This window comes from Kitasatospora sp. NPDC053057, from assembly GCF_044546945.1.
Classification (GTDB): Bacteria; Actinomycetota; Actinomycetes; order Streptomycetales; family Streptomycetaceae; genus Kitasatospora.
Genome location: NZ_JBITZP010000040.1, coordinates 31,654 through 56,819 on the forward strand (window position 1 = coordinate 31,654; position 25,166 = coordinate 56,819).

Genomic DNA, 25,166 nt, shown 5'->3' on the forward strand with positions numbered 1-25,166 from the left:
AACGTGACGAAAGACGAGGAGGCGTAGCCGTGGACATCGACATGAGTGCCCTGCGCACGCTGGTCAACGAGAAGAACATCCCCTTCGACCTGCTGGTCGAGTCCATCGAGTCCGCCCTCCTCACCGCGTACCACCGCACCGAGGGCTCGCGCCGCCGCGCCCGGGTGCACCTGGACCGCAAGAGCGGCCACGTCACCGTGTGGGCCATGGAGGACCCGGCGGAGCTGGACGAGGGCGTCGAGCCGAAGGAGTTCGACGACACCCCGAACGGCTTCGGCCGGATCGCGTCCAGCATCGGCATCCAGGTGATGATGCAGCGCCTGCGCGACGCCGCCGACGACCAGACCTTCGGCGAGTACGCGGGCAAGGAGGGCGACATCGTCACCGGTGTCGTCCAGCAGGGCAACGACCCGAAGAACGTGCTGGTCGACATCGGCAAGCTGGAGGCCATCCTGCCGCCGCAGGAGCAGGTCCCGGGCGAGGACTACCGGCACGGCACCCGGCTGAAGTGCTACGTCGTGGCGGTGCGCCGCGGTGTCCGCGGGCCGTCGGTGACGCTGTCGCGCACCCACCCGAGCCTGGTGAAGAAGCTGTTCGCGCTGGAGGTCCCGGAGATCGCGGACGGCAGCGTGGAGATCGCCGCGATCGCCCGTGAGGCCGGCCACCGCACCAAGATCGCGGTCTGGTCGCGCCGGGCCGGGCTGAACGCCAAGGGCGCCTGCATCGGTCCGATGGGCTCCCGGGTGCGCGCCGTGATGGGCGAGCTGCACGGCGAGAAGATCGACATCGTCGACTGGTCCGAGGACCCGCGTGAGATGGTCGCCGCAGCGCTGTCCCCCGCCAGGGTGACCAGCGTGGAGATCGTGGACGCCGCCCAGCGTTCCGCTCGGGTGATCGTGCCGGACTACCAGCTGTCCCTGGCGATCGGCAAGGAGGGGCAGAACGCCCGTCTGGCCGCACGTCTCACCGGGTGGCGGATCGACATCCGTCCGGACACCGAGGGCCAGGCCGAGCCCCAGCAAGAAAATGGCGGGGCCGCGGCGCAGTAGTCAGTGTTGTTCCTGGCGGTCCCCGCCGGTCCTCCGGGATCAGCGGGGCGGCGCCATGTCGCTCCGGAGGGGTAGACTTGCCTTCGTCTGGCCGGACGCACGTCCGAGCACGCCCGGAACGCACCTGCGTGGGCTGCCGCAAGCGAGCGGCCAAGCACCAGCTGTTGCGTGTCACGGCGGTTGAGGGCGTTTGCGTCCCCGACCCACGTGGCGCACTGCCGGGCCGGGGCGCTCACCTGCACCTCGACCCGGCCTGCCTCGACCTCGCGGTCCGCCGTCGGGCGTTCCCCCGGGCCTTCCGGCTCCAGGGGACGCTCGACACGGAGCGGCTCCGCGAGTTCATCGAGGAGCGGGTCGGCGGAGCCCCTCGGGCGGACCGCCTCCCGTGACGGCCGCCGCTCACCGCGGCGGAGAACCACCGCAGCAAGCACAGCGTTCGGGCAGCCGCGCGCCGTGCCACCAGTCAGGTACCTCGCGATGTGGAAGTAGGTCGAGATTGCGATGAGCACTCGATGAGTACGCGATGAGTACGCGATGGGTACGCCCATGAAGTAGCGACAGTCCGGCGGACGAGACCCCCGGACTCATAGACAGGAGTGAAGTGGCTAAGGTCCGGGTTTATGAACTCGCCAAGGAGCTTGGCTTGGAGAGCAAGGCCGTCATGGCCAAGCTCACCGAGCTCGGCGAGTTCGTCCGTTCGGCGTCCTCGACGATCGAGGCGCCGGTCGTGCGCAAGCTGACTGACGCGCTTGGTGTGGCCCCCACCGGTGGTGGCGCTGCCAAGCCGGGCCCGCGGAAGACCGCGGCGCCCCAGCCCGCGGCAGGTGCCGCGGGTGCACCCAAGCCGGGTGCCCCGACCCCGGGTCCGCGCCCTGGCGCGACCCCTGGTCCCCGTCCCGTTCCGGCCGCTGCGGCTCCCGCCGCCCCGGCCGCCCCCGCGGCTCCGGCCGCTCCCGCCGCCCCGCGTTCGGGTGCGCCGACCCCGGGCCCGCGCCCGGCCGCGCGTCCCGCCGCCCCGGCGGCTCCGGCCGCTCCCGCGGCCGAGTTCTCCTCGCCGGCTCCGGCCGGTGCCGACGCCCCGCGTCCGGCCGCCCAGGCCCCGCGCCCGGCCGGCCAGGCCGGTGGCGGCGCCCGTCCGGGCCCGCGTCCGGCCGGCCCGCGTCCGGGCAACAACCCGTTCACCTCGGGCAGCGCGACCGGCATGGCCCGCCCCGGCGACCGCCGTCCGGGCGCGCCGGGTGCCCGTCCGGGTGCTCCGGGTGCGCAGGGCGGCGACCGCCCGCGTCCCGGTGGCGACCGTCCGCGTCCGGCCGGTGCCCAGGGTGCCGGTGCTCCGCGTCCCGGTGGTGACCGTCCGCGTCCGGCCGGTGCCCAGGGTGCCGGTGCTCCGCGTCCCGGTGGTGACCGTCCGCGTCCGGGTGGTGCGCCGGGTGCCGGTGCTCCGCGTCCGGGTGGTGCCCCCCGTCCCGACGGCATGCCGCGTCCGGCCGCGCCGCGTCCCGGCGGGCCGACCCCGTCCGGCATGCCGCGTCCGAACCCGGGCATGATGCCGCAGCGTCCGGCCGGCCCGCGTCCGGGTCCGGGTGGCCGCGGTCCGGGTGGCCCCGGCGGTCGTCCGGGTGGTCCGGGTGCCGGCGGTGCCCGTCCCGGCTTCCAGGGCCGTCCGGCCGGTCCGGGCTCGCGTCCGGCCGGTGGCGGTGGCTTCGGCGGCCCGCGTCCCGGTGGCGGTGCCCCGGGTGGCGGCGGTGGCTTCGGCCCGCGTCCCGGCGGCTTCGGCGGTCGTCCCGGCGGTCCGGGTGCCCGTGGTGGCACGCAGGGCGCCTTCGGTCGTGGCCCGGGCGGTCGCCCGGCGCGCGGTCGCAAGTCGAAGCGGGCGAAGCGCCAGGAGTACGAGGCCATGCAGGCCCCGTCCGTCGGCGGTGTGATGCTGCCTCGCGGCAACGGCCAGACCGTTCGCCTGTCGAGCGGCGCCTCGCTGATGGACTTCGCGGAGAAGATCAACGCCAACCCGGCCGCGCTCGTCTCCGTCATGTTCAACCTCGGTGAGATGGTCACCGCGACCCAGTCGGTCTCCGACGCCACGCTGCAGCTGCTGGCGGACGAGATGGGCTTCGTCCTGGAGATCGTCAGCCGGGACGACGAGGACCGCGAGCTGCTGGAGTCGTTCGACATCGACTTCGGTGCCAACGAGGGCGACGAGGACCAGCTGGCCCCGCGCCCGCCGGTCGTCACCGTCATGGGTCACGTCGACCACGGTAAGACCCGCCTGCTGGACGCCATCCGCAAGTCCAACGTGGTGGCCGGCGAGGCCGGTGGCATCACCCAGCACATCGGTGCCTACCAGGTGGCGACGATCGTGAACGGCGAAGAGCGCCCGATCACCTTCCTCGACACCCCGGGTCACGAGGCGTTCTCCGCCATGCGTGCCCGTGGTGCCAAGTCCACCGACATCGCGATCCTGGTGGTCGCGGCCAACGACGGTGTCATGCCGCAGACGGTCGAGGCGCTGAACCACGCCAAGGCCGCCGGTGTGCCGATCGTGGTCGCCGTCAACAAGATCGACGTCGAGGGCGCCGACCCGACCAAGGTCCGCGGCCAGCTGACCGAGTTCGGTCTGGTGGCCGAGGAGTACGGCGGCGACACCATGTTCGTCGACATCTCCGCGCGTCAGGGTCTGAACATCGACCAGCTGCTGGAGGCCGTGGTCCTGACCGCGGACGCCTCGCTCGACCTGCGGGCCAACCCCGAGCAGGACGCGCAGGGTATTGCGATCGAAGCCCACCTGGACAAGGGCCGCGGCGCCATGGCGACCGTCCTGGTCCAGCGCGGTACCCTCCGCGTCGGTGACTCGATCGTCGTGGGCGACGCCTACGGCCGTGTCCGCGCCATGCTGGACGAGAACGGCAACAGCCTCGCCGAGGCCGGCCCGTCCCGCCCGGTGCTGCTGCTCGGTCTGACCTCGGTGCCCCGCGCCGGCGACAGCTTCATCGTCGTCGACGAGGACCGCACCGCCCGCCAGATCGCCGAGAAGCGCTCGGCCCGTGACCGCAACGCCGCCTTCGCGCAGCGTCGGGTCCGGGTGTCCCTGGAGGACCTGGACAAGGCCATCGCCGCCGGCTCCATCGAGCAGCTCAACCTCATCATCAAGGGTGACGTCTCCGGTTCGGTCGAGGCCCTCGAGGACGCCCTCGTCAAGCTGGACGTGGGCGAGGAGGTCGAGCTCCGGGTCCTGCACCGCGGTGTGGGTGCCATCACCGAGTCCGACGTGGACCTGGCGATGGGCTCGGACGCCATCATCATCGGCTTCAACGTGCGCGCCGAAGGCCGTGCGCGCGCTGCGGCCGACAAGGAAGGCGTGGACGTCCGGTACTACTCGGTCATCTACCAGGCGATCGAGGAGATCGAGAACGCCCTCAAGGGCATGCTCAAGCCGGAGTACGAGGAGGTGCGCCTCGGCGCCGCGGAGATCCGCGAGGTCTTCCGCTCCTCCAAGTTCGGCAACATCGCCGGTGTCCTGGTCCGCGACGGCATCATCCGCCGCAACGCCAAGGCCCGCCTGCTGCGCGACGGCAAGGTCGTGGCGGAGAGCCTCACCATCGAGGGTCTGCGCCGCTTCAAGGACGACGCGACCGAGGTCCGCGAGGGCTTCGAGGCCGGTGTCACCCTGGGGTCGTTCAACGACATCAAGGTCGAGGACATCATCGAGACCTACGAGATGCGCGAGAAGCCGCGCGTCTAGTCGGTGTCAGCCGGGGCCGGTCGACGGATGGTATTTCCGTCGACCGGCCCCGGTCTCGCTGTGTAGGGTCCGGGGTGTTCGGAAGTCACCTTCCGACAGTCCCGGCGCGGGCCCGGTTCCGGGCCGCGCCTTCCCCGAGGCCTTCCAGGTCGGCGAGACCTGTCATACATGTTCGTGGGAACACTCACCTTCGACCTGCTGCTGGGCGACGTCCACTCGCTCAAGGAGAAGCGTTCGATCGTGCGGCCCATCGTGGCCGAACTGCAGCGCAAGTACAGCGTGTGCGCTGCCGAGACCGGGAACCAGGACCTGCACCGCCGGGCCGAGATCGGCCTCGCGGTGGTCTCCGGCGAAGCCGGGTACGTCACCGAGGTCCTGGACAGCTGTGAGCGGTTGGTCGCCGGCCGCCCCGAGGTGCAGCTCCTCTCCGCGAGGAGGCGCTACCACAACGACGACGACGAATGAGGGCTGTGGAGCCGGCCGGCGGAAGTCGCCGTTCTCACACAGATCAGGACCGAGAGCGCCCGCAAGGCCGGGCGCGGGCCGGTACTTTGGGGCTTGGGCCCCGACGGGTGCGCAGCTCGCCCGGGTACCGGGCCCACTGCACGAGGAGGCAACGTGACCGACACCGCAAGGGCGCGCAAGCTCGCCGACCGCATCCAGGTGGTCGTCGCCCAGACCCTGGAACGGCGGATCAAGGACCCGCGACTGGGGTTCGTGACCATCACCGACACCCGGGTGACTGGCGACCTGCGCGAGGCCACCGTCTTCTACACCGTCTTCGGCGACGAGACCGACCGCGAGGCCACCGCGGCCGCGCTGGAGAGCGCCAAGGGCGTGATCCGCTCGGAGGTCGGCAAGATCGGGGTGCGCTTCACCCCGACGCTGACCTTCGTCGCGGACGCGCTGCCGGAGAACGCCCGGAACATCGACGACCTGCTCGACCGGGCCAAGGCCATCGACGCGGCGGTGCGCACCACCGCCGCGGGCGCGACCTACGCCGGCGACGCGGACCCGTACCGGGTGCCGGCGTCCGAGCGTGACGACGAGGACGAGTAGTCATGGCGGGTGAGCCGGCGCAGGCCGCCTCGCGAGCCGGATCGACCACGGGGGCGTCCTCCACCAGCACGGTGGAGGGTGCCCTCGCGGCGCTCCCGGGGCCGCGCACCGAGGAGAGCGGCTTCGAGCTGATCTGGCAGCAGGTGGTGGCGGAGATCGGGCGGGCCCGTTCGATCGACCTGATCTGCCACATCTGCCCGGACGGCGACGCGCTGGGCTCCTCGCTGGCGGCCGCCCTGGCGCTGCGCGCGCTGGGCAAGCAGGTGCGGGTCTCCTTCGGCGACGACCCGCAGATCGTGCCCGAGTCGCTGGCGTTCCTGCCCGGCCAGGAGCTGATCGTGCCGGCCGCCGAGGTGCCGGACGTGCCCGAGCTGGTGCTCTGCTTCGACGTCGCCGCGCAGAGCCGGCTGGGCCTGCTGCACGACAAGGCGTTCGCGGCGCCCGTCCTGGTGGTGTTCGACCACCACGCCTCCAACCCGGGCTTCGGCACCCACCAGCTGATCGACCCGTCCGCGCCGGCCACCGCCGTCCTGGTGGACGAGCTGCTGCGCCGGCTCGGCGTCGAGCTCGACCAGTCCCTGGCCACCTGCCTGTACACCGGGGTCGCCACCGACACCGGCTCCTTCAAGTACCGGGCCACCACGCCCGCGACCCACGAGCTCGCCGGGCGGCTGCTGGCCACCGGCATCCGGCACGACCTGATCTCCCGGCAGCTGTGGGACACCTGCTCCTTCGGATACCTCAAGGTGCTCGCGGCCGCGCTGGACCGGGCCGTCTACGAGCCGGACGCGGCCGACGGGCTGGGCCTGGTGTGGACTTGGGTGCCGTACCAGGACCTGGCGCTGTTCAGCGTCACCGTCGAGGAGATCGAGGGGCTGATCGACATCCTGCGCCGGCCGGCCGAGGCCGAGGTGGCGCTGGTGCTCAAGCAGGACCCGGACGGCACCCTGCGCGGCTCCTCCCGCTCCAAGGGCGCGGTCGACGTGGCCGCCGCCTGCGCCGAACTGGGCGGCGGCGGGCACGTCTTCGCGGCCGGGTTCAGCGCCCGGGAGGACGTCGACGTGGTGGTCGAGCGGTTCCGGGGTGCGCTGCGGCCCCTCCATTGACCATCCTGTGTTGAGCACCTCCCGCACGTCTCAGAGAAAGAACCCGATGAAGCGCAAAGGCACCGGCCCGGACGGCCTGGTGATCGTCGACAAGCCCGAGGGCATCACCTCCCACGGGGTCGTCGCCAAGATGCGGTGGCTGGCCGGGACCCGCAAGGTCGGGCACGCCGGCACGCTGGACCCGATGGCCACCGGCGTGCTGGTGATCGGCGTCGAGCGGGCCACCCGGCTGCTCGGCCATCTGATGCTGACCGCCAAGACCTACGAGGCGACCATCCGGCTCGGCCAGACCACCGTCACCGACGACCGCGAGGGCGAGGTCACCGCCTCGACCCCGGCGCAGGACGTCACCCGGGAGGCGATCGACACCGGGATCGCCGCGCTCACCGGCGAGATCATGCAGGTGCCGTCCAAGGTCAGCGCGATCAAGATCGACGGCAAGCGGTCGTACGCCCGGGTGCGCGAGGGCGAGGACTTCGAGCTCGCGGCCCGGCCGACCACGATCCACTCCTTCACCGTGCACGAGCAGCGCGCGGCGGTCGCCGAGGACGGCACGCCGGTGATCGACCTCGACGTCACCGTCGAGTGCTCCTCCGGCACCTACATCCGGGCGCTGGCCCGCGACCTGGGCGCCGGGCTGGGCGTCGGCGGGCACCTGACGGCGCTGCGGCGCACCAAGGTCGGGCCGTACGGGGTGGAGTCGGCGCGCACCCTGGAGCAGCTGGAGACCGCCGTCACCGGTGACTCCGCCAGCCCCCTGGAGGTGCTGCCGATCGCGGCGGCCGCGGCGGCCGTCTTCCCGCGCTGGGACCTGGACGAGGACTCGGCGCAGAAGCTGTCGCACGGCGCCCGGCTGAAGGCGCCCGGGCTGGGCGTGGACGGGCCGATCGCGGTGTTCGGGCCGGACGGGCGCTTCCTCGCGCTGGTCGAGGAGAAGGGCGGGCAGGCGAAGCCGGTCGCGGTGTTCGTCGGCTGAGCCGTCGTTTCCTGTGTGAACCCCTGTCGGGAATCCCGGCGGGGGTTCACCTTTGCGGGCCCTTCACCCGCACGGGGGGCGTCACCCGCCCGAGGGAGCGCACGAAGTGAACGACCGTGGTGAGCGGCGCGGGCGCGGTGGGGGCGCCGCCTCGGCGGGCAGGCTCCCGGCGGCGAGCGGGCGACGGGCCCGAGCGACGGTCGAGGGGGCGTTCATGCCGGGGTTTGCGGAGGGTGATCCGGGGCGGTACCTGCTGCGGATCCGCGACCTCAACGGGCGGCTGCACGGCTTAGGGTTCGTCGCCGACCCGCAGGGCGGGGTGCTCACCGCGCACGAGGCCGTGGCGGGCCTGGACCGGGTGGTGCTGCACACCCCCGGCGGGCAGACCCGGGTGCTCGGCCCGGACGCGGTGCTGCCGCTGCCCGGGCACGGGCTCGCCCTGCTGCGCACCGACGCGGTCGGCGGGCTGCCGGTGCCGCCGCTGCCGGTGGCCGCGGTGGGCGCCGGGCACGAGGTGCTGCTGCCCGCGCTCACCGGCGAGGACGGCCGGGCGGTCGTACTGCGCTGCGGGCTGCTGGGCGTCAGCGGCGCGGCGTACGGCGGGCACTCGCTGGCCGGGGTGCTGGTGCTGGACGTGCCGGCGGTGGGCGGGGTCGTGGTGCCGGCCGGCTCGCCGGTGCTGGACGCCCGCAGCGGCGCCGTGGTGGCGCTGGCCGCGCCCGGCCTGGGGGGCGGGGCGCTGTCGGCGGTGCCGGCCGGTGGAGGGGCGGTGGTCGCCGACGCCCTGGCCGCGCTGCTGGCACGCAACGCGGCGGCGGTGCCCGGGTACGGGCCGGCGCTGAACCTGGCCGGGGTGCTGCGGCTGGCCGCGGCCCAGCTGGCCGCCGCCGGGGCCGGGCCGGACCGGGTGGCCGGGCTGGCCGCCGACCGGGTGGACCGGCCGGACGGGCCCACCACCGACGAGCCGGAGGCGACCGTCACCGTCCTGGTCGGCGCCCCCGGCAGCGGGCGCTCCACCGAACTGGCCGCGCTGGCCGTCCGCCGCTCCGGCGGCACCCGGCCGCTGCCCACCCTCTGGCTGCGCGGCGCCGACCTGCGCGCCGAGGACCGCTCGCTCGCCGAACCGGTGGAACGGGCGCTGGCCGCCACCGCGGCCGAACTCGGCGTCCCGGCACCCGCGCCGGAACCGGTGGCGGCCCTGTGCGCGGCGGCCGGGCGGCCGCTGCTGGTGCTCCTGGACGGCCCCGAGGAGGCCCCGGCCGAACTGGACCCGCGCTGGCTGCGCGGCGCCGGGCAGTGGCTGACCGGCTGCGGGGCACGGCTGCTGACCGCCTGCGGCGAGGAGGTCTGGGAGCGGCTGGCGGCCGAGCCGTGGGGCAGCGGCGCCCACGACGCCCCCCGCCCGGCGGACCCGGCACCGGACGGCGACCTGGCCAGCGCCCCCACCGTCCGGATGGACGGCGCCGGCCCCGGCGCGCCGACCCTGGCCGGGCAGCGGCTCGGCCCGCTGCCCGCCGATGCGGCCGAGCGGGTGCGCCGCCGCTACGGGCTGCCGCCGGGCCGCCCGACCGCCGCCGAGGACGCCCGGCACCCGCTGGCCGTCCGGCTGGCCGGGGAGCTGTGGGCGCAGGGCCTGCACGAGGGACCGGCGCGGCGCGGCGAGCTGTTCGACGCCCACCTGGACCTGCGCTGCCTGCGGGTGGCCCAGCGGCTGGCCGAGGACGGCCGGCCGCGCCGCCCCGGCGCGCACCGCCGGGGCGCCGCCCGGCTCGTCGGCCCGCGCCAGCGGCGGGTGCGCCGGCTCGCGGCGGCGGTGGCCGGGCGGGTGCACGAGGCGGCCCGGCGGATGCTCGGCGAGGAGCCGGGCGCGCTGGGCCGGGAGGCCTTCGAGGAGCTGTTCCCGGTCGACGGCGGCTGGGCCACGGCGGTGCTCGCCGAGGGGCTGTTCGTCCCCGCCGGGCCCGGATTCCGCTTCGCCCACGGGGAGTTCGCCGACTGGCTGCAGGGCCGGCACCTGGACCTGGACGCGGCGCTGCGGATGCTGCTCGGCGAGGCCGAGGACACCCCTCCCGGGTCGGAGGGCTCCGGCCCGGCCGTCCCCCGGCACCGGATCGGCCCGGTCGCGGCCGCGCTGCGCCGGGTCGCCGAGACCTGGGGCGCGCCCGCCCTGGACCCGTGGCTGCACCGGATCTGGCGCGCGCTGGACCTGCGCCCGCCGGGCAGCGAACCCGCCTGGTGGGCGGCCCGGCTGCTCACCGCCGGACTCGCCGCCAGCCCCGACCCGGTCGAACACCGGGCGCTGCTCGACCAGTTGGCCCGCCGGATCGCCGAACGGGCCGCCGTCGCGGGCAGTGCGGAGGCGCTCGACGGGCTGGGCCGCTTCGGCCCGGAGTTCTGGACCGGCCTCGGCCTGCCCGCCGAGGCCGAACTCGCCCTGCTGCGCCGCCTGGTGGCCGCCGACGGCACCGAACAGCGCTTCCTCGGCGCGGTCGCGGAGCGGCTGCGCGCCGACCCGGTCACGGTCTTCCCGCTGCTCTGCGCCTGGTTCGACGACCCGGGCGCACTCCCCGGCCGTACCGGGGTGGGGGTCGCGGACCTCGCCCAGGACCTGCTGTACGCCCACCGGTGGCTGGCCCTGGACGAGTTGGCCGACGCGCTGGCCGACACCGCGCACCCGAGGGCGGACGCGCTGCTCACCGTGCTCGCCGCCGAGGAGCCGTCCGCGCTCTGCCGCGCGGTCGACCGCTGGAGCCACGACCGGCGGCCCGAACGGCACGTCGCGGCCGCCGTGCACGCGCTGCGGACCGCGCCGTACGCCGCCGGGGCCGGGGCCGAACTGCTGCGCTTCAGCGCGCTGACCCTGCTCGCCCGCGAGGACGAACCGGGTCTGCACGGCGCCGCCCTGGCCCTGCTGGTCGGCGACCCGGCGACCCGGGCCGAGCACCTGGACGCCGCCCTCGCCCTGCACCGGGCGGGCGGCGACGCCTTCCTCACCCCGTACGCGCTGGCCCCGGCCCTGGAGAGCGACCCGGAGCCCGTCCTGGCCGCGCTCGCCGACCGGCTGGCGGCCCCCGGCGCGGCCCCCGCCGAGACCCTGCGGGTGCTCGCCGACGCCCGCGCCCCGGTCGCCGTCCGGCGGAGCGCCGAACTGGCCGCCCGGCTGCTGCGCCAGCAGCCGGAGCTGGCCGGGCCGGTCGCCGTCGACTACCTCGGCCGACGTCTGCGGCACGCCGCGATCGACGGGCCGACCGCCCGGCTGGAGCTGCGGGTGCTGCTCGGCGCCGCGCTGGCCGCCCGGACGGCGGCGGTCCGCGGGCCGTTCGCCGAGGTGCTGTCCTGCCCGGTGGCCGACCCGGCGGCGGACGCTCTGCGCTGCGAGCTGCTGGACGCCCTGCTCGCCACCGAGACCGACCGGGCGGTGCTCACCGCCGCCGTGGAACGCCTCGCCGAGCACTGCGCGGCCGAGAATCCCGCCCGGGCCCGTGCCGTGCTGGCCCGGGCGACCCCGGGGCTGGCCGACGCGGACGACCTGCTGGTGCGCTGCGCCGGGCGCTCGGCGGCCTTCGCCCAACTGCTCGCCCAGTGGCCGCGCGACGCCGCCCCGACCGCCCCCGACGGCCCCCGGTTGGCCCGGATGCGGGCCCTGGTGGCCGCCGGACGGGACCCGCAGTACGCCGCCGCCGAGGCCGAGCGGACCGCCCCGGCGCGGGCCCTTCGCGCACCGGTGCGCTCAACCCCCATTCCGGTGCCTGAGCCGGGGCAGACGCATGGCACGCTATAGGGGTTCGGGTTTTGAGCGTTTGAGCGTACCGAGGGTACGCACCGTACGGAACGAGGAGCAGTCGGGTGCAGCGCTGGCGTGGCCTGGAGGAGATCCCCGCTGACTGGGGACGCAGCGTCGTCACCATCGGCTCGTTCGACGGGGTGCACCGCGGGCACCAGTTGATCATCGGGCAGGCGGTCGAGCGGGCCCGCGAACTCGGCCTGCCCTCGGTCGTGGTGACCTTCGACCCGCACCCGCGCGAGGTGATCCGTCCGGGCAGCCACCCGCCGCTGCTCGCGCCGCACCCGCGCCGGGCCGAGCTGATCGCCGAACTCGGCGTGGACGCGGTGCTGGTGCTGCCGTTCACCACCGAGTTCTCCAAGGAGTCCCCGGAGACCTTCGTCCGGCAGGTGCTGGTGGACGCGCTGCGCGCCCGGGTCGTCATCGAGGGCCCCAACTTCCGCTTCGGGCACAAGGCGGCCGGGGACGTCGCGCTGCTCACCGAGCTGGGCCGGGCGGACGACTTCCAGGTCGAGGTGGTGGACCTGCAGGTGTGCGGCAGCGCCGGGGACGGCGAGCCGTTCTCCTCCAGCCTGACCCGCCGACTGGTCGAGACCGGGGACATGACCGGCGCCAACGAGGTGCTCGGCCGCCCGCACCGGGTCGAGGGCGTCGTGGTGCGCGGCGCGCAGCGCGGCCGCGAGCTCGGCTACCCGACCGCCAACGTGGAGACCGTGCCGCACAGCGCCGTCCCGGCCGACGGCGTGTACGCGGGCTGGCTGACCGCCCAGGGCGAGCGGATGCCGGCGGCGATCTCGGTCGGCACCAACCCGACCTTCGACGGCACCGCCCGCACCGTCGAGGCGTACGCCATCGACCGGGTCGGCCTGGACCTGTACGGCCTGCACGTGGCCGTGGACTTCCTGGCCTACCTGCGCGGGATGGAGAAGTTCGACTCCATCGAGGCGCTGCTCGACCGGATGGCCGACGACGTCAAGCGCGCGCGTGAGCTGACCGACGCCGACTGACGTTCGGGGCCGGCTTTCGTCCGGCACCGCGGCCGAGGGCCCGCCGACTCCCGGTCGGCGGGCCCTCGTCGTCCTACTGCTGGGGCGGCTGCTGGGGCGGGTAACCGTAGCCCGGCGGTTGCTGCTGGGGCGGGTAACCGTAGCCGGGCGGCGGCGGGGGCTGGGGGGCCTGCTGCTGGGGGTCGGCGTACGGCTGGGGCTGGCCCGGGCCGCCGGGCGGCAGGCAGTCGTAGTCGTAGCCGGGCCGCGGGGTGCCCTGCTGCTGCGGCCAGCCGTAGCCGGACGGGGGCGCGGGCTGGCCGGGCTGCGCCCCCCACGGCGCGCCGGGCGCGGGCTGGGGGGCCTGCTGCGGGTCGGCGTACGGCTGGGGCTGGCCGGGCTGCTGCTGGTGGGCGGCCTGTGCCTGCTGCTGCCAGCCGGCCTGCTGGGCGGCCGCCTGCTGGGCCCGGATGATGTCCTCGCCGACCAGGGTGGCCAGCTCGAAGTACGCCTCGCGGACCTTGGGCCGCATCATGTCGAGGTTGACCTCGGCACCGGCCGCCAGGCTCTCGTCGAAGGGCACCACGATGACGCCGCGGCAGCGGGTCTGGAAGTGCGCGACGATGTCCTCGATCTTGATCATCTTGCTGGTCTCGCGCACCCCGGAGACCACCGTGATGCTGCGCTGCACCAGGTCGGCGTAGCCGTGCGCGGAGAGCCAGTCCAGCGTGGTCGAGGCGCTGGAGGCACCGTCCACGCTCGGGGTGGAGACGATGATCAGCTGGTCGGCGAGGTCCAGCACCCCGCGCATCGCGCTGTACAGCAGGCCGGTGCCGGAGTCGGTCAGGATGATCGGGTACTGGCGGCCCAGTACCTCGATGACCTGGCGGTAGTCCGAGTCGTTGAAGGTGGTCGAGACCGCCGGGTCGACGTCGTTCGCCAGGATCTCCAGGCCCGAGTTCAGGTCCTGCGAGGTGAACTGACGGATGTCCATGTAGCTGCGCAGGTGCGGGATCGCCGTCACCAGGTCGCGGATGGTCGCGCCGGTCTGGCGCTTGACCCGGCGGCCCAGCGTGCCGGCGTCCGGGTTGGCGTCGATCGCGATCACCTTGTCCTGGCGCTCGCTGGCCAGGGTCGCGCCGAGCGCGGTGGTGGTCGTGGTCTTGCCGACGCCGCCCTTGAGGCTGATCACGGCGATCCGGTAGCAGCTCAGCACCGGAGTGCGGATGATCTCCAGCTTGCGGGCCTTCTCGGCCGCCGCGGCCTTGCCGCCGAACTGGAACCGCGGCTGCTGGCGCTGCTGCTTGGGCTGGCTGCGCAGCAGCCGGTCCGAGGACAGCTCGACGGCGGCGGTGTAGCCGAGCGGGGCGCCGTGCGCGGTCTGCTGCGGGGCGGCGGCCTGCTGGAACGCGGCGGGCTGCGGCGTGGCGGCGCCCTGCGGCGGCCAGGGCTGCGCGGGGCCTGGCTGCTGCGGCTGGGCCGGCTGCACGGGCTGGGGCGCGGCCGGCGGCGGGTAGGCGCCGGGCTGCGGCCAGCCGCCCTGGCGCGGGTCCACCGGGCCGGGCTGCGGCTGGAGCGGCGGCGCGGGCTGTGGCTGAGGGTGCGGCTGGACGGGCTGCGCCGGCTGACCCGGCTGGCCGGGCTGCGGCTGGGCGGCCCAGGCGGCCTGCGGATCCCACCCGGGCTGCGGGTCGTGCGGCGCCTGCGGACCCGGCACCGGCTGGCCCGGCACCGGCTGGGCCGGCGGCTGCGCGAAGTTCTGCGGCGGTACAGGCTGCACCGGCTGCGGCACCGGGGCGGGCGCCGGTGCCGCCATGTGCGCCGGGTAGGGCTGCGGCTGCGGCGCGCTCGGCTGCGCCGGTGCCTCCGCCGCCGGCGGCCAGGCCGCGGCAGCGGGGGCGTGCGGCTGCTCCGGCGTCACGCCAGGGCCCGGGGCAGGGGCCGCGGCCGCCATCGGGAACGGAACGTGCTGCGCCTCGGCCTGGACGGGCGGGACCGGCGAAACCGGGGCGGGCGCCGGGCCCGGCTCGGCCACCGGAGCAGGGGCAGGGGCCGGGGCAGGAACCTGGGCCGGGGCCTGCGCGGGAACCGGAGCCTGCGGCTGGGCCACGGGCTCGGACGCCTGCTCGGTCGCCGGAGCCGGAGCCGGAGCCGGAGCCGGAGCCGGAGCGGGAACAGGAGCCTGCGCCGGGACGGCCCCCGGAACGGCAGGCTCGGCCGCCGGAGCCTGCCCGGCAGCGGGCGGCGCCGCCGGACCCGACTGCACGTACCAGGACGGGGGAGTGTAATCGGGCGCGTCGGACCAGTCGTCGTCGTCCTCCGCCGCGTTGTCGCCGACGTAGACGCCGTCCCGATCGCTGCTCACTAGGGCTCCCTCGTGTTCGCCGCCGCTTGTTCAGCGGTGCCGTTGCCGCAACAAAGACTAGGCCGTTCGGCTGCCCCTGTTGAAGGCGGCTTCGGTTCCGGACCGGGATCGACCGGCCCGGAAGCGCCCCTCAGTCCATCCGGCGCGGGCCTCCGAGCACCTGCTGTTCGGCCTGCCCGGCCACCGCCCGGACGTACTGACGCCGCATCCGGGTGGCCCACAGGGTGAGGTCGTCGCCGAGGGTGGGCAGCGCGGCCACGTCCTCCGGCGGGAGGGACAGCACCCGGCCGGTCAGCTCCGCCTCCTGCGGGGAGATCCGCTGCACGCCGACCAGATCGGCCGCGTTGAGCACCCGGGAGGCGTTCGGCCCCAGGTAGGGCAGCAGGGTCAGGGTGGTCTGCCAGGGCGCGGCGGAGAGCCGGCTGCGCGGCGGGCGGGCGCCTAGGTCGCGCACCACCAGGACCGGCGAGGCCACCGAGGCGCCCTGCGGGCCGAGCCGCCCGACCTGGTGGATCGTCACGCACGGCTGACCGCCGCCGGCGGCCTGCGCCATCGGGCCCCAGAGCTGTGCGCGGGCGGTCTCCACCGCGACCCGGGCGCCGATCGCGGCAGCCCGCAGCGCGATGATCTGCGCCGTCCAGATGCCGCCGACCAGCACCAGGTCGTACGAGCTGGGGCGGAACAGGCCGAGCACCGCGGGCAGGCCCTGGGGGTCTACGCCGATCACCACGCCGTCGTCGCCGACCGGGAAGGCCAGCGCGCCGAGGTCGGCGGCCTCCAGCACGTGCTTCTCCCAGCGCGGTCCGCGCAGTCCGAAGCCGGGCAGGACCCGCGGCCGGGTCCGCCGCTGCTCGGCGCCGGGCTGCGGGCCGGGGGTCGGATAGGTCTGGTATGGCATCAGGACGCTCCTCCCAGCGGCAGGGTGGCGAGCATGCCGGGGGCGTGTTCGAGGTCGAGCCGGACCAGGCCGAGGCCGGTGCTCTGCGCCCGGGCCTCCACCTGGCGGCCGACCTGGCCGACCTCGCTCTCGCTGCGCCCGGTCACCCGCAGGTGCCCGCTGACGGTCACCGAGCCGCCGGTGCCGTGCCCGGCGGTGAGGCTGAAGGTGCTGGCCAGCGCGGGGGAGCCGGTGATCAGGTTGACCAGGTCCGGTGCGCCGATCCGGCCGGGGGCGCCGCCGGGGCGGCTGAGCTGCGGCCAGCGGGAGATCCAGTAGGTGCTGTGCCAGCGGTCGTCGATCCGCCAGAAGCGGTTGCCCTCCTGGGTGCGGCGGGTGGTGCCGCCGCCGCTGCCGGTGCCCTGGCGCCCGGCCACCGCGATCGGGTTGGCGCAGGTGGCGATGGCCAGGGCGGCGATCAGCTCGCGCTCGTCCAGCACGGTGGCGTTGAACCCGGCGCTGTTGAGCCGCCCGGCGAGCTGGTCGGTCACCCGCTGGAGCGCCTTGCGGGCGCCCTCCTCGCCGCCGCCGCGGGCCCGGACGGCGGTGGCCGCGCGCTCCGGGTCGAGCTTGAGGGCGACCCAGGTCAGCCGCAGTCCGGGGGTGGAGGTGCCGTCCGGCAGCTCGCGGTAGGCGCGGGCGGCCAGCGACTGCTCGGGCAGGTGCGGGGCCGGGGCGGGCTGGGTGTGCTGGACCAGCTGCACCGACTCCAGGGTGATGTCGTCCACGGTGAGCGCCGAGCAGATGACGTCCAGCGGCAGCGGCAGCGCGGTGCGCACCGGGCGCAGCGGCTGGTCCTTGGCCTGGACGAGCAGCACCGAGCTGAGGAAGGTGCCGTCGCCGACCATGCCGGTCTCCCGGCGGACCGGGCGGCCGCCGAAGTCGGCCTCGGTGGCGTGGGTGCAGGTGCGCAGCCCGGGTTCGAGCTCCAGCGCGGGCGCCAGGGCCGGGTCGGTGCCGGGCGGCGGCAGCAGCGACTTCGCCTGCTTGCGGCGGGACTTGAGGGCGGAGCGCACCCGCAGCAGCTCCGGGATGGTGCGGCCGCGCAGCGGGACGACCGCCAGCACGAGCAGGACCAGCGAGACCGCGCCGAAGCCGGCCGCGACCGGGCGGCTGATCGTCCAGCCGACCGCGACCAGGGCGGCCGCGACCTCGACCAGGACGAGCTGTTGGAGCTTCAACCGGCCGCCGAGCAGCCCGGGTCGGGGGTTGACGCGCACCTGGACGGCGCCGCCGGCGCTGCCCGTCGTCGGCGGTCGGACGGCCGCGGCCTCGGCGGGCGGGCCGCCGCGTCGGGCCCGTCCGGACCGGCGCGACCTTCCGCCGCCCGCGGTGCCGCGGCGTTCTGGAGCGGTCTGGCTTGGCATCCCCCGGTGGCCCTCTCTGATCCGTTGTCGCGGCCCGGCTGGCTGGTTCGCGGACCGTACCCGTACCGTACTCACCGTCTGCTGCCGCATCGTAGAGGGTTCGGGCCGGATCCCGCCCGGCGGGTGCGGACCACGGGGCCGGTCGGGCCGACGGAAGGCCGACCACGTCTGGCACACGTCTGACAGAGGGGGACGACGAGGATGGCATCGCGCCGGGACGAGCTGAACGCGTACACCTTCGCGCGCAAACGCACGGTGGGGGCGTTCCTGCTGCCCTCCGGCGGCGGCAGCGACGAGGACGCGCCGCGCCCGGTGAAGGCGGTGCTGCCGAGCGTGCTGGTCGGGGCGGTGGTGGTGGCCGGGTTCGGCCTCTGGGGGGTGTTCAAGCCCGCCGCTCCGCTGCAGTGGGACAGCGGCAAGAACATCATCCAGGGCAAGCAGTCGACCACCCGCTACGTGGTGCTGACCGATCCGGACGGCAAGACCAAGCGGCTGCACCAGGTGCTCAACATGTCCTCGGCACGGCTGGTGCTGCCGGCGGACGCCAAGGTCGTGGTGGTGGACGACGGGGTGCTGGACCGCTACCCCAACCACGGTCCGACCATCGGGATCCCGTACGCCCCGGACAAGTTGCCGGGCAAGGACAACGCGAACCAGCCGATGAAGTGGGCGGTCTGCGACCGGCCGGGCTCGGACGACAAGCAGGAGACCGTCAATCAGGCGGTGTTCGTGGCGGCCGGCCCGGACGCGGCGGCGCTGTCCGCGAAGGACCGGATGCTCGGCCCGGACCAGCTGATGCTGGTGCAGCAGGCGGACGAGCAGCAGGTCTCCTCGACCGCCTCGGGCCCGGGCGCCGCGATGGTGTTCCTGGTCGACGCTCAGGGCCGCAAGCACGCGATCGGACCGGAGTCGGACGACAAGGAGCGCAAGGCGCTGATCACCGCGGTCTTCGGGCCCAACGCGGTGCCGCAGCGGGTCAAGCGGGAGTGGCTGGACACCCTGATGACCGCCAGCCCGATCACCTTCCCGGACGTCAAGGGGATGACCGACACCCAGGGCGCCAACTCCAGTGTGAACCTGGGCAACGCGGCGGACCGCCGGATCGGCCGGCTGGTGCACTACCAGGACCGCAACTACGTGGTCGGCAAGGACGGCCTCTTCCTGATCACGCCGTTCCAGGCGGAGCTGATCCGGCAGAACCCGGCCTACCAGGTGCTCTACAAGTACGACCAGGACAAGCGGCCGCGCAGCGACGACATGACCCCGGACGACCAGTCGAAGTTCAACACCGACGTGAAGCTGCCGAAGACCCCGGACGACTGGCCGCTGAAGTCCGGTGCGCCGGTGAACAACTGGCAGGACCGCCAGGACGCCCGGCTGGTCGTCTGCAGCACCTTCGACGGCATGTCCGAGGACGGGCGCACGCCCAAGCGCAGCGTCTGGGCGGGGACGTCCTACCCGGCGCCGTACAACAACGGCGCGGGGGCGGCGTACGTGACGCCCGGCCACGGCCTGTTCTACCGGGCGGTGGACAACGCGGGCGGCGGCAACCAGCCGGGCGCCAACCCGGCCGGTGCCAACGCCGCCGGTGCCAACGCCGGTGCGCCCGACGGCTCCGGCACCGACTTCCTGATCACCGAGACCGGCCTGCGCTACTCCGTCCCGGCCAACGGCGACGGCGGCCACGGCCCGAGCCCGTCGCCGGGTGCGAGCGGCGCCGCGAAGACGCCGGCACCGCAGCAGAGCACCCCGAACCCCGGTTCCGGGAGTCAGCAGACCCCGAACCCGGACGACCAACCCGGCGGCAACCAGGCACGATTGGGTTACCAGAACGTCCAGCCGCTGCCGGTACCGAAGGAGTGGTCGAACCTGGTCCCGGCCGGTCCGCCGCTGACCGCGAAGAGCGCCGCGCAGCCGCAGAACGCCTGACCGGCCGGGTGCGGCAACGGAATTGGCCCCAGTGTCATGGTCTGGTAACTACTCAGGTCTCGATGTTGGGTGAGTTGCGTGTGCCGACTACAGTGCTGCTCGGCATCACACGGGTGATGCGGCGGCAGGGTCCTGGGGGCCCTCCGTACACACAATGTTTGTCTCATGGGGGATGGTGGAGCATGAGTGACGGCCAGTTCACGGTGACCGCGCAGGAGATGATGGACTTCGCCGGGAAGATCGAGACGGCGATCGGCCAGATCGAGCAGGAGCGCTCTGCACTCCAGACGACGGTCGACAACATCACCGGCGGCTGGAAGGGCCAGGCGGCGGACGCCTACAAGTCCCTGCAGACGCAGGTCAACGAGGACGTCAAGAAGCTGAAGGAATCGCTGACGGCGATCAAGCACGCGATCGAGCTGACCACCAAGCACTACGCGAGTGCCGAAGAGGAGCAGAAGGCGCTGTTCGGCCCGCAGGGCTGATCGTCGAGCTGATCACCACTCTGTTCCGACCGTCCGCCCGCCGGGGCGCCCGCGGCTGAGCGCCGGGTGCTCCGCATCCTCGTCAAGGAGACATTGTGTCCGACCACATTCTCGTCAACTTCCAGACCCTGCACCAGGCGTCGCAGGACGTGCAGAACTCGGCCAACAAGATCGAGAGCATGCTGTCCGACCTGCGCAAGGAGGTCGTCAAGATCTCCCACGGCTGGCAGGGCCAGGCCCAGCAGGGCTACAACGCCCAGCAGGCCAAGTGGGACTCCGCCGCGCAGAACCTGAAGGACACCTGCGCCAAGATCTCCGGCTCGCTGGAGAGCGCCGCGCAGAGCTACCACGCGACCGAGAAGAAGAACGCCGGTCTCTGGCAGGGCTGATCGACCGTTCCCGGACGGGAACGACAGGGGCGGGTACCCGGAGTTCCGGGCACCCGCCCTTCGGCGCGTGACGCGGCACGGGGTGGAGAACATGAGGGGTGGCAGGGTGTCCGGACGCGGGTTCCGTAGGACGGCCGCGGCGCTGGCCGCGCTCGTGGTGCTGGGCGGCCCACTGACCGCCCCGGCGTACGCGGACGGGCCCGGGCTGGCCTCCGCCGGTGACTGCCCCAAGCCCGCGCCCGACGTGCAGACCGTGCCGTGGTCGCTGCAGCGGCTGCTGCTGAACGAGCTGTGGCAGGGCGGGAAGACCACCGGCAGCGGCGTGACGGTCGCCGTCATCGACACCGGGGTGGACGACAACAACCCGCAGCTGGCCGGCAAGGTGGATGTCGGCACCAGCCTGCTGTTCGACAAGCAGAACAACAAGCCGGCCGACGGCAACTCCAAGAACGACACCGTCGGCCACGGCACCAAGGTGGCCGGCATCATCGCCGCGAGCCGCAGCGACAAGACCGGTTTCGTCGGACTGGCCCCCGACGCCCGGATCTACGCGATCCGGCAGAACGACAGTGAGGGCAACGGCGACGTCTCCACCCTGGCCAAGGCCATCAACGAGGCGGCCGACCACGCCAGGGTCATCAACATCTCGCAGGACGTGCGCGGTGCGGGCGACGCCCAGTTCGGCGGCTACGCGGACCTCAAGGCCGCCATCGAGCGGGCCGAACAGAAGAAGGTCGTGGTGGTCGCCTCCAGCGGCAACGACGGCAAGGAGGGCGACACCTACCCGGGCGCCTTCCCGACCGTGCTGTCCGTGGGCGCCTCCGACCGCAACAACGAACGCGCGCCGTTCTCCCAGTACGGCTCCTTCGTGAAGGTCGCCGCGCCCGGCGTCGAAATGCTCTCCACGGTGCCCGGCGGCGGCCAGTGCGTGGACAACGGCACCAGCTTCGCCGCCCCGTACGTCGCCGGGCTGGCCGCGCTGCTGGTCGGCGCGCACCCGGGCTGGACGCCGGCCCAGGTGCGGGCCTGGATCGAGCAGACCGCCCAGCGCACCGAGCCCGGCCCCAACCAGTTCATCGGCTGGGGCGTGGTGGATCCGGTGAAGGCCGTCACCAAGGCGCCCGATAACCCGCCGTCCGCCGCCGCCCCGGACGCCCCGGTGCAGCTGGCCGCCGCCCCGATCGTGCCGGCGCCGGTCGGCCTCGGCGAGACCCAGGCCGACCGCGACGGCCGCACCGCCACGTACGTGGTCGGCGTCGGTGCGCTGCTGGTCGCCCTGCTGGTCGGCGGGGGCGTCGTGCTGCGCGACCACCGCCGCAAGTCCGCCGACTGAAAAACCTGCGGAACGCCTGTAACACCGGCGCCCGCTCACCGCATCCATCAGGTGTCAGGGGCACACGGACGCGGGGGAGCGACGGGCGATGGGGTGGATGAGAGGCGGCCGCGAGGCCAAGGACGCCGAGTTCCTGGAACTCGTCTCCAGCCGCACCGGCCACCTGTACCGCTCGGCCTGTCTGCTCACCAGCGGCGACACCCACTACGCCGAGGACCTCGTGCAGGAGGCCCTCAGCCGGATGTACGTGCTCTGGCGGCGCAGCGCCTTCACGGGCGGCCGGAACCGGATCGAGAACCCGGCGGCCTACACCCACACGGTCATGGTGCGCACCTTCATCGCCCAGCAGCGCCGCCGTTCCAGCGGCGAGCGCCCGACCGAGACCCTGCCGGAGCGGGAGGGGCACGACGCGGACAGCAGTCTGCGGCTGACCCTGCTCGACGCCCTCGGGCGGATGTCGGCCAAGGACCGGGCCGTGCTGGTGCTGCGCTACTGGGAGGACCGCAGCGTCGAGGAGACCGCCGAGGTGCTGCGGCTGTCCTCCGGCGCGGTCCGGACCAGGACCACCCGGGCGCTGGCCCGGCTGCGCACCCTGCTCGGCGACTCGCTGGCCGAACTCGCCGCCCGCTGACGTCCTCCGCACCCCGCTGACGTCCCCCGCACCAGGAGCTGACGCTCCGCACCACGAGCTGGCCACTTCCGGCACTTCCGCGACGCAAGGAGACGGTGATCCGCCATGTCCGAGCAGGACAAGTTCGAAGACGATCTTCTCTACGCCCTCACCCGCACCGGTGAGGGCTTCCGCCCCGACCAGGCCGACCAGGCCGGGCTGGTCTCGGGCGGGTACCAGCTCGGCCGCCGCCGCTGGCGCCGCCGCTCGACCGCCGCGGTGGTGGGCGGTGCCGCCGCGCTGGCCCTGGTGGGCACCGGGGCGGTGTACCTGACCGGTTCCGCCTCCCCGTCCGGCGCGAGCACGGTGGCCGCGGCCCCCGCAGCCTCCACCGGCGCCGCCCTGACCCCGGCCTCCGCCGGCGCGGGCACCCCCACCCCCACGGCCGCCGCGGCGGTCACCGGTGACGAGGTGCTGTCCACCTTCAAGGCGCTGCTGCCCAAGGGCCAGATCACCGGGGCCAGCGGCCGCGGCACCGACGACCCCGCGCTCAAGGGCACCTTCGCGGGCGCCCAGCTGGTGTTCGACGACGGCGCCGGCAAGTCGCTCCTCATGGTCGGTGTCCAGAAGCACCGCCCGGGCCAGAGCCAGGACCGGTCCTGCCCGGAGCTCAAGCCCGGCCAGCTCGACGCGTGCTCGGTCACCACCCTGGCGGACGGCTCCAAGCTGTACCTCAGCGAGGGCTACGAGTACCCGGACCACCGCGCCACCACCAAGGAGTGGATGGCGTCGCTGACCGGGCCAGACGGCCGGGAGATCTCCCTCAGCGAGTGGAACTCGCCGCAGGAGAAGGGCGCGCCGGACAGCCGTGCCAACCCGCCGCTCACCCTGGACCAGCTCAGGGCGATCGTCACCGACAAGTCCTGGGACCGGATCGTCGCGGCGGTCAAGCCCGACGGCGTCGACTACGCGGCCCTGAGCACCGGGGTGTCCCTGCAGGACCGGCAGGCGATCCTCACCGGCCTGCTGCCCGCCGGGGTGACCGCCACCAAGGTCGACGGCAACGAGGTCGCCATGAACGTCCAGCTCACCCAGGGGGGCAGCACCGGATCGCTGGTCGTGCGGATGCAGAAGCTGACGGGGCAGCAGGGCGAGACGAAGGACATGTCCCAGGGCGCGACCACGCTGCCCGAGGGCGGTCAGCTCAAGCTCTACGGCCCGGGGACGTCCAGCCCGAAGGCGGCGCCGATGGCCGAGGTGGTGCGGGACGACGTCCTCGTCCAGGTCGGGGAGCCGCCGACCGGCAAGCCGCTGCTCAGCCTGGACCAGCTGAAGGCGATCGCCACCAGCCCGGAGTGGAAGGCCAAGAAGTAGCGGTCACGGATGTGGCGGTGCCCCGGGCTTGGGGGAGAGCCCGGGGCACCGCCGTGTGGGGGAGGGGGTGGGGGAGTGGCGGTCAGTCCCGCTGGTCCTCGGGGAGGCTGATCACCCAGCGGGTGGCCTGCCGGGGGCGCAGGTAGAACAGCCAGTAGAGGGTAGCGACGGCGGTGATGCCGCCGGTCCACAGCAGCGGCTCGGCGTCCAGCTGGGTCATGACGTAGACCAGGACGACGATCAGCAGCACCGGGACGACCGGCCACAGCGGCATCCGCCAGGCGGCGGCGTGCTTGTGGTGGCCGCGGCGGGAGAGCAGCGAGGCGATGGCGACCAGCAGGTACATCGCGGTGACGGCGACGCCGGTGATGTTGCTGAGCAGCTCGCCCTTGACGAAGCAGAGCGCGGCGCCGGGCAGGCCGACGGCCAGGGTGGCGATCCAGGGGGAGCCGAAGCGGCCGAGGGTGCCGAAGGCCTTGTTGACCGGCTCGGGCCAGGCCTTGTCACGGGCGGAGGCGAACAGCACCCGGGAGTTCTGGATGACCATGACGATGCCGGCGTTGATGATGGCCAGCGCGATGCAGAGGCTGATGAAGGTGCCGACCGCGGAGTTGCTCCAGGCGGTGACCATGCCGGAGATGTCGCCGGAGGTCAGGCTCTGCAGGTCGGGGGCGCCCATGGTGATGGCGGCGACCGGGACCAGGATGATGGCGCTGGAGAGGCCGAGGGTCCACAGCACGGTGCGGGAGACGGTGCGGCGGGGATTCTCCAGCTCCTCGGAGAGGTAGACGGCGGTGGAGAAGCCCTGGGTGGCGAACAGGGCGATGCCGAGCGCGCCGATGATGGCGCCGATGCCGACCGGGCTGGCGGCGCCGCCGTCGGTGGAGACCAGGCCGTGCAGCAGGCTCGGGTGGTGGGCGTTGGTGTGGGCGAAGCCGAGCACCGAGACCACGCCGGCCGCGATGACCTCCAGGACCAGGAAGATGCCGGTGATCCAGGCGTTGGCGCGCAGGTCGAGCAGGCCGGCCAGGGTGGCGGCCAGCATCACGGCGGCGCCGGCGATCGGCTTGTCGACGTGCAGGACGGGCGCCAGGTAGTCGGCGGTGCCGAGGGCGATGACCGAGGGGACGATCATCACCACGATGAGCGACTGGATGAAGACCAGCCAGCCCGCGAGCCGCCCGGCCAGGGTGCCGACCATCGCGTACTCGCCGCCGGCGCTGGGGATCAGGGTGCCGAGCTCGGAGTAGCAGAACGCGACCGCGATGCAGAGCACCGAGCCGATGGCGATGGCCAGGGCGGTGGCGCTGCCGATGCTGGAGAACAGCTGCGGCACGATCACGAAGAGTGTCGAGGCCGGGGTGACGCAGGACAGCGTGAGCAGGGTGCCGCCCACGACGCCGATCGAGCGCTTGAGCTGCTGGGGCGCGGCCCCGTCCGCCGTGGCGGCTACGGTCTGTGGCGGGCGAAGCGTGTCGGTCATGTGGATTCCGATCGGCTCTGTGCGGTCCTGGGACGGGAGCGGTATCGCCTCCGCTGGCTGGTTGCTCGGGTCTGTGCCGGTCGCTCCCGGGCCGCAATGGAACCTTGGGCGTATTGATCGCGTCAACGCCGGAACTGCTTCGGAATCCGTTGCGGGGAATGGCATAAACATGCGATCCGATGATCACTTACGGTC

At 74.0% G+C, this 25,166-nt stretch carries 19 protein-coding genes; 15 read left to right on the forward strand and 4 right to left on the reverse strand.

Annotated features, from left to right (window positions below):
* The first annotated feature begins 29 nt into the window (after nt 1–29).
* The 9 genes from nusA (at nt 30) to ACIG5E_RS31210 (ending at nt 12,720) form a co-directional block, all read left to right on the forward strand.
* Nucleotides 30–1,049, forward strand: coding sequence for a transcription termination factor NusA (nusA, locus tag ACIG5E_RS31170; RefSeq protein ID WP_396539079.1), 1,020 nt, complete (start codon nt 30–32; stop codon nt 1,047–1,049).
* Nucleotides 1,050–1,126: 77 nt separating this feature from the next.
* Nucleotides 1,127–1,438: a YlxR family protein gene (locus tag ACIG5E_RS31175; protein ID WP_396539081.1), complete on the forward strand. Its 312-nt coding sequence runs from the start codon at nt 1,127–1,129 to the stop codon at nt 1,436–1,438.
* Between the two features lie 212 nt (nt 1,439–1,650).
* Nucleotides 1,651–4,788, forward strand: coding sequence for a translation initiation factor IF-2 (gene infB / locus ACIG5E_RS31180; RefSeq protein WP_396539083.1), 3,138 nt, complete (start codon nt 1,651–1,653; stop codon nt 4,786–4,788).
* 168 nt (nt 4,789–4,956) lie between these two features.
* Nucleotides 4,957–5,253, forward strand: coding sequence for a DUF503 domain-containing protein (locus tag ACIG5E_RS31185; protein WP_030289887.1), 297 nt, complete (start codon nt 4,957–4,959; stop codon nt 5,251–5,253).
* 153 nt (nt 5,254–5,406) lie between these two features.
* The gene (rbfA, locus tag ACIG5E_RS31190) at nt 5,407–5,847 is read left to right on the forward strand and encodes a 30S ribosome-binding factor RbfA (RefSeq protein ID WP_030289888.1); all 441 of its coding nucleotides are present in this window, start codon (nt 5,407–5,409) and stop codon (nt 5,845–5,847) included.
* A 2-nt stretch (nt 5,848–5,849) separates the two neighbouring features.
* Nucleotides 5,850–6,953, forward strand: a complete 1,104-nt coding sequence (locus ACIG5E_RS31195; RefSeq protein ID WP_396539085.1) for a bifunctional oligoribonuclease/PAP phosphatase NrnA — start codon at nt 5,850–5,852, stop codon at nt 6,951–6,953.
* Between the two features lie 46 nt (nt 6,954–6,999).
* Entirely contained in the window at nt 7,000–7,929 is a 930-nt protein-coding gene (gene truB, locus ACIG5E_RS31200; RefSeq protein WP_396539087.1) for a tRNA pseudouridine(55) synthase TruB, read from the forward strand.
* A gap of 214 nt (nt 7,930–8,143) precedes the next feature.
* A complete protein-coding gene (locus ACIG5E_RS31205; RefSeq protein ID WP_396539089.1) occupies nt 8,144–11,710 on the forward strand; it encodes a serine protease in 3,567 nt (1,188 codons plus the stop codon).
* 65 nt (nt 11,711–11,775) lie between these two features.
* Nucleotides 11,776–12,720 (forward strand): bifunctional riboflavin kinase/FAD synthetase, encoded by a 945-nt coding sequence (locus ACIG5E_RS31210; protein ID WP_396539091.1) that lies wholly within the window; start codon nt 11,776–11,778, stop codon nt 12,718–12,720.
* A 73-nt stretch (nt 12,721–12,793) separates the two neighbouring features.
* Here the strand turns inward: ACIG5E_RS31210 and ACIG5E_RS31215 are convergent, their stop codons facing one another.
* The 3 genes from ACIG5E_RS31215 to eccE all read right to left on the reverse strand — a co-directional run bounded on the left by ACIG5E_RS31215 (nt 12,794) and on the right by eccE (nt 17,368).
* Entirely contained in the window at nt 12,794–15,064 is a 2,271-nt protein-coding gene (locus ACIG5E_RS31215; protein ID WP_396539093.1) for a MinD/ParA family protein, read from the reverse strand.
* A 130-nt stretch (nt 15,065–15,194) separates the two neighbouring features.
* A complete protein-coding gene (locus ACIG5E_RS31220) occupies nt 15,195–15,962 on the reverse strand; it encodes a hypothetical protein (RefSeq protein ID WP_396539095.1) in 768 nt (255 codons plus the stop codon).
* Entirely contained in the window at nt 15,962–17,368 is a 1,407-nt protein-coding gene (gene eccE, locus ACIG5E_RS31225) for a type VII secretion protein EccE (RefSeq protein ID WP_396539097.1), read from the reverse strand. Before eccE ends, ACIG5E_RS31220 begins: the two co-directional genes overlap by 1 nt.
* Before the next feature lie 201 nt (nt 17,369–17,569).
* On the opposite strand from eccE, the gene ACIG5E_RS31230 reads away from it, so the two are divergent.
* The 6 genes from ACIG5E_RS31230 to ACIG5E_RS31255 all read left to right on the forward strand — a co-directional run bounded on the left by ACIG5E_RS31230 (nt 17,570) and on the right by ACIG5E_RS31255 (nt 23,488).
* Nucleotides 17,570–19,297, forward strand: coding sequence for a type VII secretion protein EccB (locus ACIG5E_RS31230; RefSeq protein WP_396539099.1), 1,728 nt, complete (start codon nt 17,570–17,572; stop codon nt 19,295–19,297).
* A gap of 182 nt (nt 19,298–19,479) precedes the next feature.
* Nucleotides 19,480–19,782 carry a WXG100 family type VII secretion target gene (locus tag ACIG5E_RS31235; protein ID WP_396539101.1) on the forward strand — a complete coding sequence of 101 codons (303 nt, stop codon included), beginning with the start codon at nt 19,480–19,482 and terminating at the stop codon, nt 19,780–19,782.
* A 95-nt stretch (nt 19,783–19,877) separates the two neighbouring features.
* Nucleotides 19,878–20,171 carry a WXG100 family type VII secretion target gene (locus tag ACIG5E_RS31240; protein ID WP_396539103.1) on the forward strand — a complete coding sequence of 98 codons (294 nt, stop codon included), beginning with the start codon at nt 19,878–19,880 and terminating at the stop codon, nt 20,169–20,171.
* A 91-nt stretch (nt 20,172–20,262) separates the two neighbouring features.
* Nucleotides 20,263–21,504, forward strand: coding sequence for a type VII secretion-associated serine protease mycosin (gene mycP / locus ACIG5E_RS31245; protein ID WP_396539105.1), 1,242 nt, complete (start codon nt 20,263–20,265; stop codon nt 21,502–21,504).
* Nucleotides 21,505–21,601: 97 nt separating this feature from the next.
* Nucleotides 21,602–22,135, forward strand: a complete 534-nt coding sequence (locus tag ACIG5E_RS31250) for a SigE family RNA polymerase sigma factor (RefSeq protein WP_279092966.1) — start codon at nt 21,602–21,604, stop codon at nt 22,133–22,135.
* Between the two features lie 105 nt (nt 22,136–22,240).
* Entirely contained in the window at nt 22,241–23,488 is a 1,248-nt protein-coding gene (locus ACIG5E_RS31255; RefSeq protein ID WP_396539107.1) for a hypothetical protein, read from the forward strand.
* An 82-nt stretch (nt 23,489–23,570) separates the two neighbouring features.
* Here the strand turns inward: ACIG5E_RS31255 and ACIG5E_RS31260 are convergent, their stop codons facing one another.
* The gene (locus ACIG5E_RS31260; RefSeq protein ID WP_396539109.1) at nt 23,571–24,971 is read right to left on the reverse strand and encodes an APC family permease; all 1,401 of its coding nucleotides are present in this window, start codon (nt 24,969–24,971) and stop codon (nt 23,571–23,573) included.
* Nucleotides 24,972–25,166: the final 195 nt, after the last annotated feature.